Source organism: Sphaerisporangium sp. B11E5, assembly GCF_039871875.1.
GTDB lineage: Bacteria > Actinomycetota > Actinomycetes > Streptosporangiales > Streptosporangiaceae > Sphaerisporangium.
This window is the reverse complement of sequence record NZ_JBDPMD010000085.1, coordinates 1-17,064: the sequence shown is the minus strand read 5'-3', so window position 1 is coordinate 17,064 and position 17,064 is coordinate 1. Positions and strand designations below refer to the sequence as shown.

The 17,064-nt window shown below is 72.9% G+C and carries 14 protein-coding genes; 6 read left to right on the top strand and 8 right to left on the bottom strand.

Annotation, left to right across the window (positions count from 1 at the left end; all coding sequences use genetic code 11):
* Positions 1–110: 110 nt before the first annotated feature.
* Positions 111–1,337 carry a hypothetical protein gene (locus tag ABGB17_RS38100; protein WP_347639127.1) on the top strand — a complete coding sequence of 409 codons (1,227 nt, stop codon included), beginning with the start codon at positions 111–113 and terminating at the stop codon, positions 1,335–1,337.
* A gap of 4 nt (positions 1,338–1,341) precedes the next feature.
* Here the strand turns inward: ABGB17_RS38100 and ABGB17_RS38095 are convergent, their stop codons facing one another.
* Both ABGB17_RS38095 and ABGB17_RS38090 read right to left on the bottom strand, forming a co-directional pair.
* Positions 1,342–1,833 (bottom strand): hypothetical protein, encoded by a 492-nt coding sequence (locus tag ABGB17_RS38095; protein ID WP_347639125.1) that lies wholly within the window; start codon positions 1,831–1,833, stop codon positions 1,342–1,344.
* A 111-nt stretch (positions 1,834–1,944) separates the two neighbouring features.
* The gene (locus ABGB17_RS38090) at positions 1,945–2,706 is read right to left on the bottom strand and encodes an alpha/beta fold hydrolase (RefSeq protein ID WP_347639123.1); all 762 of its coding nucleotides are present in this window, start codon (positions 2,704–2,706) and stop codon (positions 1,945–1,947) included.
* Positions 2,707–2,900: 194 nt separating this feature from the next.
* Between ABGB17_RS38090 and ABGB17_RS38085 the strand changes: the two genes are divergently transcribed.
* On the top strand, positions 2,901–3,614 hold the full coding sequence (locus ABGB17_RS38085; RefSeq protein WP_347639121.1) for a lysophospholipid acyltransferase family protein: 714 nt from the start codon (positions 2,901–2,903) through the stop codon (positions 3,612–3,614).
* Between the two features lie 12 nt (positions 3,615–3,626).
* Here ABGB17_RS38085 and ABGB17_RS38080 read toward each other — a convergent pair whose 3' ends face one another.
* The 3 genes from ABGB17_RS38080 to ABGB17_RS38070 all read right to left on the bottom strand — a co-directional run bounded on the left by ABGB17_RS38080 (position 3,627) and on the right by ABGB17_RS38070 (position 6,555).
* A complete protein-coding gene (locus ABGB17_RS38080) occupies positions 3,627–5,009 on the bottom strand; it encodes a rhamnulokinase family protein (RefSeq protein WP_347639129.1) in 1,383 nt (460 codons plus the stop codon).
* Positions 5,010–5,072: 63 nt separating this feature from the next.
* Positions 5,073–6,086, bottom strand: a complete 1,014-nt coding sequence (locus tag ABGB17_RS38075; protein ID WP_347639119.1) for a LacI family DNA-binding transcriptional regulator — start codon at positions 6,084–6,086, stop codon at positions 5,073–5,075.
* A 187-nt stretch (positions 6,087–6,273) separates the two neighbouring features.
* A complete protein-coding gene (locus tag ABGB17_RS38070; RefSeq protein ID WP_347639117.1) occupies positions 6,274–6,555 on the bottom strand; it encodes a hypothetical protein in 282 nt (93 codons plus the stop codon).
* Between the two features lie 39 nt (positions 6,556–6,594).
* Between ABGB17_RS38070 and rhaI the strand changes: the two genes are divergently transcribed.
* Both rhaI and ABGB17_RS38060 read left to right on the top strand, forming a co-directional pair.
* Entirely contained in the window at positions 6,595–7,749 is a 1,155-nt protein-coding gene (gene rhaI / locus ABGB17_RS38065; RefSeq protein ID WP_347639115.1) for an L-rhamnose isomerase, read from the top strand.
* Between the two features lie 2 nt (positions 7,750–7,751).
* A complete protein-coding gene (locus ABGB17_RS38060) occupies positions 7,752–9,794 on the top strand; it encodes a bifunctional aldolase/short-chain dehydrogenase (protein WP_347639113.1) in 2,043 nt (680 codons plus the stop codon).
* A 39-nt stretch (positions 9,795–9,833) separates the two neighbouring features.
* Here ABGB17_RS38060 and ABGB17_RS38055 read toward each other — a convergent pair whose 3' ends face one another.
* The 3 genes from ABGB17_RS38055 to mmuM form a co-directional block, all read right to left on the bottom strand.
* On the bottom strand, positions 9,834–11,141 hold the full coding sequence (locus tag ABGB17_RS38055; RefSeq protein ID WP_347639111.1) for an FMN-binding glutamate synthase family protein: 1,308 nt from the start codon (positions 11,139–11,141) through the stop codon (positions 9,834–9,836).
* A gap of 18 nt (positions 11,142–11,159) precedes the next feature.
* Positions 11,160–11,897 (bottom strand): hypothetical protein, encoded by a 738-nt coding sequence (locus tag ABGB17_RS38050; protein WP_347639109.1) that lies wholly within the window; start codon positions 11,895–11,897, stop codon positions 11,160–11,162.
* Between the two features lie 207 nt (positions 11,898–12,104).
* Positions 12,105–12,989, bottom strand: coding sequence for a homocysteine S-methyltransferase (gene mmuM, locus ABGB17_RS38045; RefSeq protein ID WP_347639107.1), 885 nt, complete (start codon positions 12,987–12,989; stop codon positions 12,105–12,107).
* A gap of 163 nt (positions 12,990–13,152) precedes the next feature.
* Between mmuM and ABGB17_RS38040 the strand changes: the two genes are divergently transcribed.
* Together ABGB17_RS38040 and ABGB17_RS38035 are read left to right on the top strand one after the other, a co-directional pair.
* Positions 13,153–16,344, top strand: coding sequence for a DEAD/DEAH box helicase (locus ABGB17_RS38040; protein ID WP_347639105.1), 3,192 nt, complete (start codon positions 13,153–13,155; stop codon positions 16,342–16,344).
* A 106-nt stretch (positions 16,345–16,450) separates the two neighbouring features.
* On the top strand, positions 16,451–17,064 hold a 614-nt coding region (locus tag ABGB17_RS38035), incomplete at its 3' end, for an SWIM zinc finger family protein (RefSeq protein ID WP_347639103.1).

The window sequence follows — 17,064 nt, the reverse complement described above, 5'->3', positions numbered from 1 at the left end:
GTGGGGTGGGGGGTTCGGGGGGTTCCGGGTTGGGTGCGGTCCGGTGACCGTTCGGCCAACACTGGCGATACTTCACGCGGAGTTGACATCCGCGCACGTACGATTTGGTCATGTCCCGCCGCCTGCCGCGGCGCGCGTTGTCGTTGTGCGTCCTGCTGGCCGCGGTGGCCGGCCCTCCCCTCCGCGCGACGTCCGTCGCGCACGCTCACGCCGACCCTGGTCGTCCGCATGCCGAGAGGACCGCGGCGGGGCTGGTGCAGGAGTCGGCCACGGCGCGGCTGCGCACCGACGGCTCGTTGTCGGACGTCGTGGGGTTGTCCACCACCGACATCTGGGCCGTGGGGCAGCAGGACGTCTGGGAGGCCTGGCAGAACCGCAGCGTCCTCACCCACTGGGACGGCGCCGCCTGGACCGAGGCCGGCATTCGCAACGACCCGTCCGGCGCCGGTCACCTGCGCTCGGTCGCGGCCGTCTCGCCGCGTGACATCTGGGCCGTGGGCGACGGCCACGACGGCCTGCCGTACGTCGTGCGCGGCGACGGCTCGGTGTTCGACCGGGTCAGCGTGCCGCAGTTCGGCACCGGCGACTGGCTCGGCGGGGTCGCCGCCGTGCCGGGCCGCGTGGTGGCCGTCGGCGCCCGGGGCCGCGAGCCGCTCATCGCCACCGCCGGCGCCAAGGGCTGGAGCATCGCCAAGATCAAGGGCAAGGGCAAGGGCACCCTGTACGGCGTCGCGGTGACGGAGAAGGGCGACGGCTGGGCGGTCGGCGACGACGAGTCAGGCCCGCTGATCATGCGCGCGACCGGCGGGACCTGGAAGCACGTCGCCGCCCCGGAGGTCGAGGGCGGCTACCTGCGCGACGTCTACCTCGACGGGCCGCGCAAGGCGGTCGCCGTGGGCGGCGTCTACCACGGCGAGGGAGACATCTCCCCACTGGTGCTGGAGTGGAACGGCAAACGCTGGAGCCGCGCCGCGGTGCCCGGCGGGCGGGCCGAGCTGTACGGCGTCACCGGCGACGGCAAGGGCCACTTCTGGATCTCCGGCTTCGACCCCGCCCACCCCGGCGCGGCGTACCTGCTGCGCGGCGACGGCCGCAAATGGAAGGTGGTGCGCGGCGAGGCGTCGCCCCGCCCCCGCACGGTGCGCCTGCAGGCGGTGACCCACGTCGGCGACCTCACCCTCGCCGTCGGCCACGTGGTCGACGAGCGTGACCGCTACACCGACGTGGTGGAGCGGTTCCAGCCCGGCGCCACCCCGTCGGGCGACGCCGCGGGCGCCGGGAGCGTCGGCGGCCCGGACGCCACCGGGAGCCGCGGCCGCGCGCCGGCGGAGAAGTGACCGTTCACACGATGGCGCCGTCGTCCCAGCCGGAGTCGGGCGGCGGGCCGTCCCCCATGCGCACGATCAGGGCGACGAAGCCGCCGATGAACGCGGCGATGGCGGAGAACAGGATCCAGCCGTCCATCGGCCAGGACAGCAACGCGGCGAGCAGGAGGTAGGCCGGGCCGCCGAACAACGCCAGCCACGCGACCTTGGTGCCGGCGTCCATCTTGGGCAACGGCGGAGGAGGCGGCGGCACGTAGTGCTCCGTCTCGTCGTCGGGCGCGTCCTGCTCGTCCCGCTCGTCCTGTTCGTGGGGCGGTGCGGGCCGCTCCACTTCCCGCTCGTCTTCACGGACATCGGCCACGGTCGCCGTCTCCGGCGCCGTGGGGCCCTCGGCGGGCACGTTCTCGCGGTCCGGCCAGGGCTGGACGGCCGAGCTCGTCTCCGCGGTCTGGTTGAAGGAGGCGACGATCTGACGCCAGACCTCGTCCTCATCGCTCTGCGGCGTCACCGGTCACTTCGATTCGTTCCTCTGCTCACGATCGCGATCGCTGGTGGGTGGTGCTCCGGCCGGTCGGTGGAGGCTCCGCGTCCCGCTGGACCCGGGTCCCCCGAGATCGGGTCAGTCTCTCTGCAAGGGTACCGAGGCGTGCGTTCTGATGAAGTCGAGGCTTCCCTCGAAGATGGCGGGGGCGTCGTTGTCGAGCGTCGCCACGTGGTAGCTGTCGAGGCACTCGCGGACGGTGAGGTTGTCCCCGAGCGCGGACCGCAGCAGCGCGACGCTCGTCGGCTTCACCACGTGGTCCTCGGGGCTGTGGTAGACGAGCACCGGCTGGGTGACCCGGTGCAGCTCGGACCGCACCAGTGCCCACAGCCGGGGCAGCGTGGCCGCCGCACGGACCGGAGTGCGGGTGTACCCGACCTCGGTCACCCCGGGGCGCTTGATGTCCCCGGCCACCCCGGGCACCGACGCGACCAGGAACTTCAGCACCGGGGCCAGCGCGAGCAGCGGGACGTCGTTCACGATGGAGGGGTTCACCACCACCACGCCCCGCACCAGGGGCCCGTGCACCTCGGCCAGCCGCAACGCCATGCAGCCCCCGAGCGACAGCCCCATCACGAAGACCTCGGCGCACGTGCCGCGCAGCGCGTCGAACGCCCGGTCCAGCTCGGCGTACCAGTCCTCCCAGCGGGTGCGGTTCATCTCCTGCCAGGTGGTGCCGTGGCCGGGCAACCGGGGCAGGGACACGGTGAGGCCGGCGGCGGCGAGGTGCTCGCCCCAGGGGCGCAGTGACTGCGGTGTCCCGGTGAACCCGTGGCACAGCAGCACCCCGACCTGACCGCCTTCGTGGTGGTACGGCGCGGAGCCGGGCATGAGCGGCATGATCCCGTCCTCTCCTGGTACGGCTCGTCCCGATCGTCGCACGACCGGGGCCGGTCTTGCGAGATCCCGCGCGCCGGTGTCGCGCCGGAAGCGATCATCGGGGAGACAGGAATTCGGCACGGCGCCCGGGGCATGCGAAGATGACGCCACGCCGCGCGCGGCGTGACGGCGCATGACCGGAAAGAGGTGCCCGCGTGTTCTACTGGGTGGTGAAGGCCATTCTGGGGCCACTGCTCCATCTGGTGTTCCGTCCCTGGGTCGTCGGCATCGAGCACGTGCCGCGCCGGGGGCCCGCGATCCTGGCGGGGAACCACCTGTCGTTCGCCGACCACTTCATCGGGCCGCTGCCGCTGCCCCGCAAGGTCATCTCGCTGGGCAAGGCTGAATATTTCACCGGCCGCGGCCTGAAGGGCCTGCTCACCCGGGCCTTCTTCACCGGGGTCGGCACCGTGCCCATCGACCGCTCCGGCGGCAAGGCCAGCGAGGCGGCGCTGCGCACCGGCCTTCGCATCCTGCGCGAGGGCCACCTGCTCGGCATCTACCCCGAGGGCACCCGGTCGCCCGACGGGCGGCTCTACAAGGGCAAGACCGGTGTGGCCCGGCTGGCGCTGGAGTCCCGGGTGCCGGTCATCCCCTGGGCGATGGTCAACACGTTCGAGATGATGCCCACCGGCCGGCCGTTCCCCAAGCTCGGCATCCGTCCCGGCGTGAAGTACGGCAAGCCGCTGGACTTCTCCCGCTACTACGGCATGGAGGACGACCGCCTCGTGCTCCGCGCCGTCACCGACGAGATCATGTACGCCCTGATGGAGCTGTCCGGCCAGGAGTACGTGGACAAGTACGCCACCAGCGCCAAGATCGAGCAGGAACGCGCCGCCCGCGCGTCCCGCGACGCCGCACCCTCCTGACGACGCCCCGGGTCAGCGCGGGGCGGCGGCGATGAGGCGGGACTCGGCCTCGTCCCAGGGGGCGGTGGCACCGGAGGGCTCGTAGGCGGTCACCTCGTGGCCGCGGCGGACCATGGCGCGGATGTCGCCCGCCGCGCCGAGGACTCCGAGGGCACGGGCCTGGACCAGCGCGTTGCCGAGAGCGGCGGCCTCCACCGGGCCGGCCAGCACGGGCAGGCCCGTCGCGTCGGCCGTCATGCGGCACAGCGCCGCGTTGCGCGCCCCGCCGCCCACCACGTGGACCACGGTGACCTCGCGCCCGCTCAGCCGCACCGCGTCGCGCACCGCGCGCCGGTAGGCCAGCGCCAGTCCCTCCAGCACGCACCGCACCACCGCGGGCCGGTCGGCGGGCGGCTCCTGGCCGGTGCGGCGGCAGTACCCGGCGATCCGGCCGGGCATGTCGCCGGGCGGCAGGAACGCCGGGTCGTCGGGGTCGAGCACCGCGGCGAACGGCCGCGCGCGCTCCGCGGCGGCGAGCAGCGCGGGCAGGTCGTGCTCGCCCCAGGCGCGCATGCACTCCTGCAGGATCCACAGGCCCATGACGTTGCGCAGGTAGCGCACCGTGCCGTCCAGTCCGCGTTCGTTGGTGAAGCCCGCCGCGCGGCTCTCCTCGGTGAGCACCGGGGCGGGCAGCTCGACACCCACCAGCGACCAGGTGCCCGAGGAGATGTAGGCGAACCGGTCGGTGGTGGCGGGCACGGCGGCCACGGCGGACGCGGTGTCGTGCGAGCCGACCAGGGTGACCGGCACCGGCCCGAGGCCGTCCGCGACGCCGGCCCGCACCACCCCGGCGGGGGTGCCCGGCGGGCGCAGCGGCGGGAACAGCCGTGCCGGGATGCCGAGACGGTCCATCAGCGGCTCGGCCCAGGTGCCGGACCGCACGTCGTACAGGCCCGTGGTGGAGGCGTTGGTGACCTCGGCGCCCGCCGAGCCGGTCAGCCACCAGGTCAGCAGGTCGGGGATGAGCAGCAGCGTCGCCGCCTGCTCCAGCCGCTCCCGTTCGGTCAGCAACTGGAACACGGTGTTGAACGGCAGGAACTGCGTGCCGCTCGTGCCGTACAGCAGGTCCGCGCCCACCTCGCCGACGACCCGCTCCATCACCCCTGAGGTGCGCCCGTCGCGGTAGTGCACCGGGTTGCCGAGCAGGCGCCCCGAGGGGTCCAGCAGGCCGTAGTCGATGGCCCAGGAGTCGATGCCGGCCGAGCCGACCGGGCCGGCCGCGCGCAGGCCGTCAAGCACCCCCTGGAACAGCGCCAGGACGTCCCAGTACAGGGTGCCGCCGGCCCGCACCGGCCGGTTGGCGAAGCGGTGGACCTCGGTCAGCTCCGCCCCGCCGTCGTGCACGCGGGCGCGCATCACCCGGCCGCTGGAGGCCCCGAGGTCCACGGCGGCGACGGTGACGGGCGCGCCGGTCACCGCTCAGCGCCGGGTCGACTCGCGGACGACCAGCTCGGGCTGGAACATGATCTGCTGGTGCGCATGGCTCTCCGGGTTCTCGCACTCGTCCAGGAGCAACTCGGTGGCGATGCGGCCGAGCTTGTAGGTGGGCTGGCGGATCGAGCTGAGCGACACCGTGGAGGCGGCGGCGAAGTCGATGTCGTCGTAGCCGATGAGCGTGACGTCCTCGGGCACCCGCACCCCGGCGTGCATCAGGCCGCGCAGCATGCCGAGCGCCAGCAGGTCGTTGGCGCAGAAGACGGCGTCGGGCACTCCCTCGGGGAGCAGTAGCTCGGCGGCCCACTGGCCGGCCCTCGCGTTCATCGCGGGCATCTCGACGACCCGCAGGTGCGCCGCGGGGTCGAGGCCGGCCGCGGTGAGCGCCTGCTCGGCGCCGACGCGGCGCTCGATGCACTGACGGATGCTCAGCGGCCCCGTCACGTACACGAGGTCGGTGGCGCCGCGCTCGACGAGGTGGGCCGCCGCCATGCGCCCGCCGGTGATGTCGTTGACCGCGACCGAACACTGGTCGGGCCGGTGGGCGGGGTGGTCGACCAGCACCACGCCGATGCCGCGGTCGCGCAGCACGTCCAGCCGGGCCGGGTCGTCGTCGAACGGCGTGATGAGCAGGCCACGCACCCGCTGCTCGGCGAAGACGCGCAGGTTGCGCTCCTCCTTGACGCGGTCGCCCGAGGAGTTGCCGAGGATGACGGCGTACCCGGCGTCGCTGGCGTAGTCCTCGACGCCGGCGGCGACGTCGGTGAAGAACGGGTTGCCGATGTCGATCACCGACAGGCCGACGGTGCGGCTGTGCCCGGCGCGCAGCGTGGACGCCGAGCCGTGCCGCACGAAGCCGAGGTCCCTGATCACCTGCTCGACGCGGGACCGGGTGCCCTCGGCGACCTTGTGCGGACGGTTGAGCACGTTGGACACCGTGCCGGGGGAGACGCCGGCCCGTGCGGCGACCTCCTTGATGCTCACCGTGCCCGGGGTCATCAGGTCTCCTCACCTGGTGGGCGTCCGTTAAAACGTGCCAGCCGGTACAGGGCCGGGCTTGGTACGAATATCACACAACGCGCCTGCCTGGTCCGGGGGCGCGGCGCGTGTCCCGGACGGGCCGGGGGGCGGTGGCTCCCTGGAAACAGGGGCTTCACCGCCCATTGACGTGGTGGCGGGACGCACCTCAGTATCCAGACAACGATATTAAAACGTTTTTGCCGGACGGGCTTCCCGGTGGGTCCGCCGGCAGCAAGATCAAGCTGCTGCCGGGCAGGAGCGGCGGCAAGGCCGAGATCGCGGCGCGGAGGGTGAGACGTTCGAGACCGGGCGTCTCGGCGGGCGCGCCATCGGGAAGAACGGTGAGGTCATCCGCCGTCCGCCGTCCGCCTTCGACGCCTCCATCGCCGGCGACTTCGTCTGCCAGACCCGCCCCACTCCGCCCCTCCCGGAGGAAGGTCATGTTCACGACCGACGACGTTTTCCATCTCGATTGATCGGGGGATCCATGGGAACCGACATCAAGGCGGCACTGCGCCGCCAGCGCATCGAGACGCCCTCATGGGCGTACGGCAACTCAGGCACCCGTTTCAAGGTGTTCGCCCAGAAGGGGGTGCCGCGCGACCCGTACGAGAAGATCGCCGACGCGGCGCAGGTGCACCTGCACACCGGCGTCGCGCCCACCGTGGCCCTGCACATCCCGTGGGACACGGTGGACGACTACGCCGACCTGGCCCGGCACGCCCGCGACCACGGCGTCGCCATCGGCGCGATCAACTCCAACGTCTTCCAGGACGACGGGTACATGCTCGGCAGCGTCACCAACCCCGACCCCGCGGTGCGGCGCAAGGCACTCGGCCACCTGCTGGAGTGCGTCGACATCATGGACCAGACCGGGTCGGGCACCCTCAAGCTGTGGTTCTCCGACGGCACCAACTACCCCGGCCAGGACGACGTGCGCGCCCGCCAGGACCGCCTCGCCGAGGCCCTCCAGGCGGTGTACGACCGGCTGGGGGAGGGGCAGCGGTTCCTGCTGGAGTACAAGCTGTTCGAGCCGGCCTTCTACATGACCGACGTGCCGGACTGGGGCACCGCGTACGCCCACTGCGTCAAGCTCGGGCCGAAGGCCCAGGTGGTGGTGGACACCGGGCACCACGCCCCCGGCACCAACATCGAGTTCATCGTCGCGTTCCTGCTGCGTGAGGGCAAGCTCGGCGGGTTCGACTTCAACTCGCGGTTCTACGCCGACGACGACCTCATGGTGGGGGCGGCCGACCCGTTCCAGTTGTTCCGCATCATGTACGAGGTGGTGCGCGGCGGCGGCTACGGCGACCACGTCGCTTTCATGCTCGACCAGTGCCACAACATCGAGCCCAAGATCCCCGGCCAGATCCGCTCGGTGATGAACGTCCAGGAGGCCACCGCCAAGGCCCTGCTCGTGGACGGCGACGCGCTCGCCGCCGCGCAGGCCGCGGGTGACGTGCTCGCCGCCAACGCCGTGTTCATGGACGCCTACGACACCGACGTGCGGCCCCTGCTGGCCGAGCTGCGCGAGGAGACAGGGCTGGACCCCGACCCGATGGGGGCCTACCGCCGCTCCGGGTACGCCGAGAAGATCGTCGCCGGCCGCGTGGGCGGCACCCAGGCCGGATGGGGGGCCTGAACATGACCTCCCCCGAGACGCACCCCGCCGTCGCCGCGCTGCTGAGACGCGCCCACGCCCTGGGGGCCGACCCCCGCACCACCAACTACGCCGGCGGCAACGCCTCCGCCAAAGGCGCCGCCACCGACCCCGTGACCGGCGCGGACGTCGAGCTGATGTGGGTGAAGGGGTCCGGGGGCGACCTCGGCACCCTCACCGAGGCCGGGTTGTCGGTGCTGCGCGTGGACCGCCTGCGCGCCCTCACCGGCGTCTACCCCGGCGTCGAGCGCGAGGACGAGATGGTCGCCGCGTTCGACCACTGCGCGTTCGGCAGGGGCGGCGCGGCGCCGAGCATCGACACCGCCATGCACGGCCTCGTGGACGCCCCCCACGTGGACCACCTCCATCCCGACGCCGGCGTCGCCATCGCCGCCGCCGCCGACGGCGAGGAACTCACCCGCCGCGTGTACGGCGACCGGGTGCTCTGGGTGCCGTGGCGGCGCCCCGGGTTCCAGCTCGGCCTGGACATCGCCGCGCTGAAGGACGCCAACCCGGGCGCCGTCGGCGTCATCCTCGGCGGCCACGGCATCACCGCGTGGGGCGGCACCGCCGAGGAGTGCGAGGCCCGCTCCCTGGAGATCATCCGCACCGCCGAGCGGTACATCGCCGAGCACGGCAGGCCCGAGCCGTTCGGCCCGGTCGTCCACCCCCCGCTGGACGACGCCGCGCGCGAGGCGCGGGCCGCCGCGCTGTTCCCCCTGCTGCGCGGCCTGTGCTCCACCGACGCCCGCCAGGTGGGCCACTACACCGCCACCCCCGAGGTGCTGGACTTTTTGTCCCGCGCCGAGCACCCGCGCCTCGCCGCGCTCGGCACCTCCTGCCCCGACCACTTCCTGCGCACCAAGGTAGCGCCGCTGGTGGTCGACCTGCCGCCGTCCGCGCCGCTCGACGAGGTGATCGGACGGCTGCGGGGCCTGCACGCCGCCTACCGCGAGGACTACCGCGCCTACTACGAGCGGCACGCCGTGCCCGGCTCACCCGCGATGCGCGGCGCCGACCCGGCGATCGTGCTGGTGCCCGGCGTCGGCATGTTCAGCTTCGGCAAGGACAAGCAGACCGCCCGGGTCGCCGGAGAGTTCTACGTCAACGCGATCAACGTGATGCGCGGCGCCGAGGCCCTGTCGTCGTACCGGCCCATCGAGGAGCGGGAGAAGTTCCGCATCGAGTACTGGGACCTGGAGGAGGCCAAGCTCCGCCGCCTGCCCGCCCCGAAGCCCCTCGCCACCCGGGTGGCGCTGGTCACCGGCGCCGGCTCCGGCATCGGCGCCGCCACCGCCCGCCGCCTGGCGGCCGAGGGCGCCTGCGTGGTGCTGGCCGACCGCGACCTCGGCGCCGCCGAGAAGGTCGCCGCCGGGATCGGCACGGCCGACGTGGCGGTCGCCGCCGAGGTGGACGTCACCTCCGAGGAACAGGTCCGCGCCGCCGTCCGCGCCGCCGTGCTCGCGTTCGGCGGCGTCGACCTGGTCGTCAACAACGCCGGCTTGTCCCTGTCCCGCTCCCTGCTGGAGACGACGGCCGCCGACTGGGACCTCCAGCACGACGTCATGGCCCGCGGCTCGTTCCTCGTCTCCCGCGAGACCGCCCGCGTCATGATCGACCAGGGCATGGGCGGCGACATCGTCTACATCTCGTCGAAGAACTCCGTCTTCGCCGGCCCCAGCAACGTCGCCTACGGCGCCGCCAAGGCCGACCAGGCCCACCAGGTCCGCCTCCTGGCCGCCGAACTCGGCCCCCACGGCATCCGCGTCAACGGCGTCAACCCCGACGGCGTCGTGCGCGGCTCCGGCATCTTCGCCTCCGGCTGGGGCGCCGACCGCGCCGCCGTCTATGGCGTCCCCGAGGAGGAACTCGGCGAGTACTACGCCGGGCGCACCCTGCTCAAACAGGAAGTGCTCCCCGAACACGTCGCCGCGGCGGTGTTCACCCTCACCTCGGGCGGCCTGCCGCTGACCACCGGCCTCCACGTGCCCGTGGACGGCGGCGTGCCCGCCGCGTTCCTCCGCTGAACGGCGCCGCCCCGGCCGGGCCTCCCGGCCGGGGCCGGCCTAGCTGGCGCCGGGGATCCAGGTGGTGCCCGCCAGCGGCACCCGGGCCATGGCGGCGGCCTCCACCGTCAGGGCCACCAGGTCCTCGGGGGAGAGGTCGTGCACGGAGGAACGGCCGCAGGCGCGGGCGAGCATGGTGGCCTCGGTGGTGAGGGAACGCAGGAAGTTGGCGACCCGTTCCGCGCCGAAGTCGGGGTCCAGGCGGTCGGCGAGCATGTCGTCCTGGGTGGCGATGCCGACGGGGCAGCCGCCGGTGTGGCAGGCGGTGCAGGAGCCGGGGGCGGTGCCGAGCGCGCGGTAGCCGAGGCTGACGTCGGCGCCGGTGTCGTCGGAGGGGGAGTTGCAGCCGAGGGCGATGAGGGCGGCCACGCCGACCGACACCGCGTCGGCGCCGAGGGCGAGTGCCTTGGCGACGTCGGCGCCGCTGCGGATGCCGCCGGAGACGATGAGCTGCACCTCGTTCTCCACCGACAACGCGCGCAGCATGTCGGCGGCCAGCCGCAGCGCCGCCAGCGTCGGGATGCCCGTGTGCTCGATGAACACGTCGTGGGCCGCGCCGGTGCCGCCCTGCATGCCGTCCACCACGATCACGTCCGCGCCCGCCTCGACCGCGTGCCGCACGTCGGTGGCGACCCGGGACGCGCCCATCTTGACGTACACCGGTATGCGCCACCCGGTGACCTCACGCAGCTCCTCGATCTTGACGCGCAGCCCCTCGGCGCCGGCCCAGTCGGGGTGGCGGCTCGCCGTGCGCTGGTCCATGCCCTCGGGCAGGTCGCGCATGTACGCCACCGGCGTGGTGACCTTCTGCCCGAGCAGCACACCCCCCGCCCCGGGCGACGCGCCCTGGCCGAGCACGATCTCCACGGCGTCCGCCGTGCGCAGATGATCGGGGTCGAAGCCGTACCGCGACGGCAGGCACTGGTAGACCAGCGTCTTGGCGGCCCCCCGCTCCTCGGGGATCAGCCCGCCCTCGCCCGTCGTGATCGAGGTGCCGGTCAGCGTCGCCGCCCGGGCCAGCGCCTCCTTCGCGCCCGCCGACAACGCGCCGAACGACATGCCGGCGATGGTGATGGGGATGTCCAGGATGACCGGCTCGGCCGCGTTGCGCGTGCCGAGCACCGTGCGGCTGTCGCACCGCTCCCGCTGGTCCTCCAGCGGCGTGGGGGACAGGCCCGCCGTCAGGATGAGCAGGTCGTCGAAGCCCGGCACCGCGCGGCGGGCCCCCCAGCCGCGTACCTCGCAGTGGCCCAGCCTGGCACGTTCCTGGATCTCCCCGATGATCTCCGGCGAGAAGGTGTGGCTCATCCGGTGGGCCTCCTTCACTCAGTACGCACCGTCGACATGACCGTCGAGATGGTAGAGGCGCCGGGTGGAGACGACCTTGGAGATGTTCTCAGGAGAGATGTGATCGAGACCGTACCCGTCCGCGAGGATCTTCACGAAGGTCACGTCGTGCTCGTTGATCTCCTCCATTATGGCGTCCGAACCGAGTCCCGCGATCCTGCCGCCCACGTACACCACGGCCTCGTACAGCGAGTCGCCGAGGTGCCGCCCGGCGTCCCCGCCGACCAGGATCACCCCGGACTGGGCGAGGAACCCGCACAACGGGCCGGCGTCGCCGCCGATCACCAGGGTGCCGCCCTTGAGTGAGACGCCCGCGCGGGCCCCGCAGCCGTCGTCCACCACCACGGTGCCGCCCCGGGCCGACGACCCCGCGCTCGGGCCGGCCGAGCCGCGCACGTGGACGCAGCCGGACATGAGGTTCTCGCCCGCCCCGCGGCCCGCGGAGCCGCGCACGGTGACGACGGCCTTCTTGCCGAGGCCGCCCGCGTAGTCACCCGCCGGCCCGTCGATCTCGACCCTCACGGGGGCGTCGAGGCCCACCGCCAGGTTGTGCCGCCCGGCGGGATTGCTCACCACCGCCCGGCCGCGCGGAAGGGCTTGCAGCGAACGGTTGATCTCCCGTGTGGACATCGAGGCGGCGTCGAACGCCACCTGGGTCGCGGGTGGATCCACTCGTTCGCCGGCCCGTCGCTCAGGGGGATGCGGCGGGGACGTCATCGCGCCTCCTGTTGACAGCCGTCGGTCGGTGCCTGTCAGGAGTCAACCGTGGGAATGTTGCCTCCGTGGTGCTCACGGATGACCACGATGTTACTCAGTGGCTACTATTCCTCCGCTGGTCATCGGTGCTGACCGCGTATGCCGATCTATGGGGTGACCGGTCACGCCGCGTGACGCCCGCTCGGCGGGAGGACGGCCGGCGGCCGGTCAGACGCGGGTTCGATCGTCCTCTGTTGACGGTTCGAGACGGTCGCGGATGAGGCGGATGTGCTCGGGGGTGGTGCGGCAGCAGCCCCCGATGTATGTCGCGCCCGCGTCCCGCCACTGCACGGCGGCGGTGGCGAACTCCACCGGGTCGGCGATGCCGCGCCACAGGCGGTGCTCGGCGTCCCAGGTCTCGCCCGAGTTGGGGTACACGATGATCGGGGAGCCCTCCAGGCGGCCGATCAGGCTCTTGATGTGGGCCGGGGACGTGCAGTTGACGCCGAGCGCCACGACCTGCGGGTTCCCGGCGAACAGCTCGGCGCAGCGCTCCAGCGGCGTGCCGTCCCTGATGCGCTCGTCGTCCCGGCAGGAGAACGCGATCCAGGCGTTGACCTTCGGCGTCTCCTCCAGCAGCCGTGCGATCACCCGGGCCTCGGCGTAGGAGGGGATCGTCTCGCAGGCCAGCACGTCCGCGCCGCTCCCGGCGAGCACCTCCCAGCGCGGGCGGTGCCACTCCAGCAGCGCGCGCTCGTCCAGGTCGTAGTCGCCGGTGTACTCGGCGCCGTCGGCCAGGTACGCCCCGTACGGCCCGACGCTGGCCGCGACCACGCCGCCGCCGTTCGCGTCCCTGGCCTCCACGGCGAGCTCCACCGACAGCTGCATCAGCGCCTGCGCCTCGTGCTCGTTGCGGCCGCGGCGCATCAGGCCGGGGAAACTGGCCTGGTAGCTGGCCGTCGTGGCGACGTCGGCCCCCGCGGCGAAGTAGTCCAGGTGGGCGCGCAGGATCGCCTCGGGGTCCTCCATCAGCAGCCGCGCCGACCACAACTCGTCGCTCAGGTCGTACCCCAGCGTCTCCAGGTGCGTGGCGAGCCCTCCGTCGAGGATCACCGTTTCAAGGTCATCCGGCTGGAAACTCACCTATGCACTTTATGCGGCGTCAGGTCGATCGCATCCCACGCCTCGTCCACGAACCCGCCACCGTCTCCGGCTGGACGTATCATCGGGAACCCCCGGCAGGTCAGGCGACGCCCGCGCGAACGGAGTTGATCGAGTGCTCGTGGTCCACGGCGCCTGGGTCGCCGGCCGTCTGACCTTGTGGGCGGAGGACACGACGGCACCCGGCGAAGACACCGGCACGGCCCCCGCGGCAGGCGCGGGCGAGACCTCCGCCGGACGTACCGGCGCGGTGCGCGTCGCGGGCGAGACCATTCCCGGACGGGGCGGCGCGGTGCGCGTCGCGGACGAGAGCTCCTCCCGACGTACCGGCGCGGTGCGCGTCGTGGGGGTGGCCTCCCCTGGGCGGACCGGCGGGGCGCGGACGCATCCGTTCGCCGCGCCGGCGGACGTGCTGGCCGCCGCGCTCGGGCTGACGGGAGAGATCGCGGCCGAGCCGGTGACCATGCACCTGCCCGGGTCCGCCACCGTGCCGCTGCCGTCGCCCGAGTCGGGGCTGGTGAGCGCCGTACGGCGTCCCAAGATCGTCACCTGGCGCGTGCCCGCCCTCCACCTGCCGCCCGCCGAGGCCCTCGACCTGCTGCGCTCACTGCCCGGCACCTCCGCCGCCCAGGGGGACGCCGCGCCGGACGCCGCCGGCACGGTCGAGTGGGGGCCGGGGTGGTCGCTGCGCTACTTCGCCGTCGTCGCCGAGCACGCCCGCGCGCTGGTGGGGCGGGGGCGGGTGCTGCCGCAGCTCGTGCCCGAGGACGGCGGGCACGCCGCGCGGTGGGTGCCCGTGGTGACCGGGGCCGACGTCACCGTCGTGCGCGATCTCGCCGCCGCGATGCCGCCCGCCTGCCGCGCCGCGCCGTACGAACGGCCCGCCGCCGCGGTGCTGCACGAGGCCCTGTCCGGCTTCGCCGACGCCGTCACCCGGGCCCGCATGCCGGAACGTCTCCTGCTCGGCAACCGCCCCGGGCGCGCCAGCCCGCTGCCCGACCGCTGGCTGTTCGCCCTCACCGCCCCCGAGGCCGTCATCGCCGACGCCGCCCCGGCCGAGGTGACGGCGCTGCGGGGCACCCTCGCCGCCTGGCTCGACGCGGCGACCCGCATGGAGGGCCCCATCCGGGTGTGCTTCCGCCTCATCGAGCCCGCGGGGGACGAGGACCGCTGGGAGCTGGAGTTCGCCCTCCAGTCGGTCGACGACCCCAGCCTGTACGTGCCCGCGTCCCTGCTGTGGGAGGGCACGCCGATCCCCGGGCTGCCCGGCCGTCCCGACGAGACGTTGCTCGCCGGGCTCGGCCGCGCCGTGCGGCTCTGCCCCGAGCTGCACACCGCGCTCGACGACGCCCGGCCGTCCGGCATGGTGATCGACACCGCCTGGGCCTTCGGGTTCCTGCGCCGCGCCGCGCCCCTGCTGCAGGCCGCCGGGTACGGTGTGCGACTGCCCGCGTGGGCGGGCCGCAAGGCGCTCGGGCTGAAGCTCACCACCCGCAGCAGGTCCAAGGCTTCCCGCGCGGCGGCCGGGCAGGGGCTCGGGCTCGGCGAGGTGATCGACTTCCGGGTGGACCTCGCCGTGGGCGACCACACCATCGGCGAGGAGGAGCTGGCCGAGCTGGCGCGGCTCAAGGTGCCGCTGGTCCGGGTGCGCGGCCAGTGGGTGGAGCTCGACGACCGGCAGCTCAAGGCGGCGTTGTCGGCCCTCGAACGGCGCCGCAGCGGCCAGATGACCGTCGCCGAGGCCCTGCACGAGGTCGTCACCGGCGGCGCCGAGGAACTGCCGCTGGTGGACGTGGACGCCGACGGCGAGCTCGGCGACCTGCTGTCCGGGGAGGCCGAGCGGCGCCTGTCCCCGGTGCCGACCCCCGAGGGGTTCCACGGGGTGCTGCGGCCGTACCAGGAGCGTGGCCTGTCGTGGCTGAGCTTCCTGTCCCGGCTCGGGCTCGGCGGCATCCTCGCCGACGACATGGGCCTCGGCAAGACCGCGCAGACGTTGTCGCTGCTGCTCGACGAACGGCGCGACGGCACACCCGCCCCGACGCTGCTGGTCTGCCCCATGTCGCTGATCAACAACTGGCAGAAGGAGGCCACGCGGTTCGCCCCCTCCCTGCGGGTGTACGTCCACCACGGCGGGGCCCGCAGCCGCGCGGAGGAACTCGCCGAGGCCGTCGCCGGCGCGGATCTGGTGATCACCACCTACGGCACGCTGCTTCGCGACGCCGCCGCGCTCTCGGTGTTCGGCTGGGGCCGCGTCGTGTGCGACGAGGCCCAGGCCATCAAGAACAGCGGCGCGCGCCAGGCCCAGGCCGTGCGGTCCATCCCCGCGCGCACCCGCCTGGCGCTCACCGGCACCCCCGTGGAGAACCACCTCGCCGAGCTCTGGTCGATCATGGAGTTCTGCAACCCCGGCCTGCTGGGCCCCGCCCGCCGTTTCCGCGAGCGCTACCAGGAGCCCATCGAGTCCCGCGGCGACGAAATCGCCACCCAGGCGCTGCGCAGAGCCACCGGCCCGTTCGTCCTGCGCCGCCTCAAGACCGACAAGACCATCATCTCCGACCTCCCCGAGAAGCTGGAGATGAAGGTCTGGTGCACCCTCACCCCTGAACAAGCCAGCCTGTACCAGGCCGTCCTCGACGACATGATGGCCCGCATCGACAGCAGCGAGGGCATCGAACGCCGCGGCAACGTCCTGGCCGCGATGGCCCGCCTCAAGCAGGTGTGCAACCACCCCGCCCACCTGCTGAAGGACGGCTCCCGCCTGACCGGCCGCTCCGGCAAACTCGCCCGCCTGGAAGAACTCGCCGAAGAGATCGTGCAAGAAGGCGACAAGGCGCTCGTCTTCACCCAGTACGCCGAGTTCGGCGCCATGCTCCAGCCCTACCTCGCGGCCCACCTGGACCGTCCCGTGCTGTGGCTCCACGGCGGTCTCACCAAGAAACGCCGCGACGAGCTGGTGGACCGCTTCCAGACCGAGGAAGACCCCATGATCTTCCTTCTCTCCCTGAAAGCCGCCGGCACCGGCCTCAACCTGACCGCCGCCAACCACGTGATCCACGTGGACCGCTGGTGGAACCCCGCCGTGGAGGACCAGGCCACCGACCGCGCGTTCCGCATAGGCCAGCACCGCAACGTCCAGGTCCGGAAGTTCATCTGCGCCGGCACCCTGGAGGAACGCATAGACGAAATGATCGAACGCAAGAAAGCCCTGGCCGACTCGGTCATCGGCACCGGCGAGGACTGGCTGACCGAACTGACCACCACCCAGCTCCATGACCTGTTCCGCCTCTCCCCGGAAGCGATCCCCTGATGCGCGTCGGCGGCCGGGCAGGGGCCGGTGGGCGGAGACGAGGATCGAGGCGTGGAGGCTGAGATGGGTGCGGGTGCGGATCGGTCGTCCGGGGGAGTGAGCTGAGATGCCGATGGGCAAGGACGGATGGTTCGAGGCGGCGGCGCCGATCAGGGTCGAGGGTGGACTGCGAGCGCGCAGCAAACGGGGCACGATCGGTGAGCAGTGGTGGTCGCGCCGGTTCATCGACATCCTGGAATCCGTCTGCGACCCAGGCCGCCTCTCACGTGGCCGCGCGTACGCCCGCAAGGGGCAGGTCCTGGAGATCGGCCTGGCCCCGGGAACGGTGCGCGCGAAGGTCCAGGGATCCCGTCCCGAGCCGTACCAGATCACCATCACCATCCCCGCCTACGACGACGCCGCCTGGACCCGCATCGAACAGGAACTCTCCGCGCGAGCCCTCTACCGCGCCAAACTCCTGGCAGGCGAGATGCCCCCCGAGATCGTCGACGTCTTCGACACCCTGGGCCTCCCCCTCTTCCCCACCTCCCTGGACATGACCTGCACCTGCCCCGACTGGTCCCACCCCTGCAAACACCTCTCCGCCGTCCTCTACCTCCTGGCCGAATCCTTCGACGACGACCCCTTCCAAATCCTCCTGTGGCGCGGCCGCCCCCGCCCCACCCTCCTGGCATCCCTCCACACCCCCACCTCCGACCCCCAATCCCCCCCACCCCCACC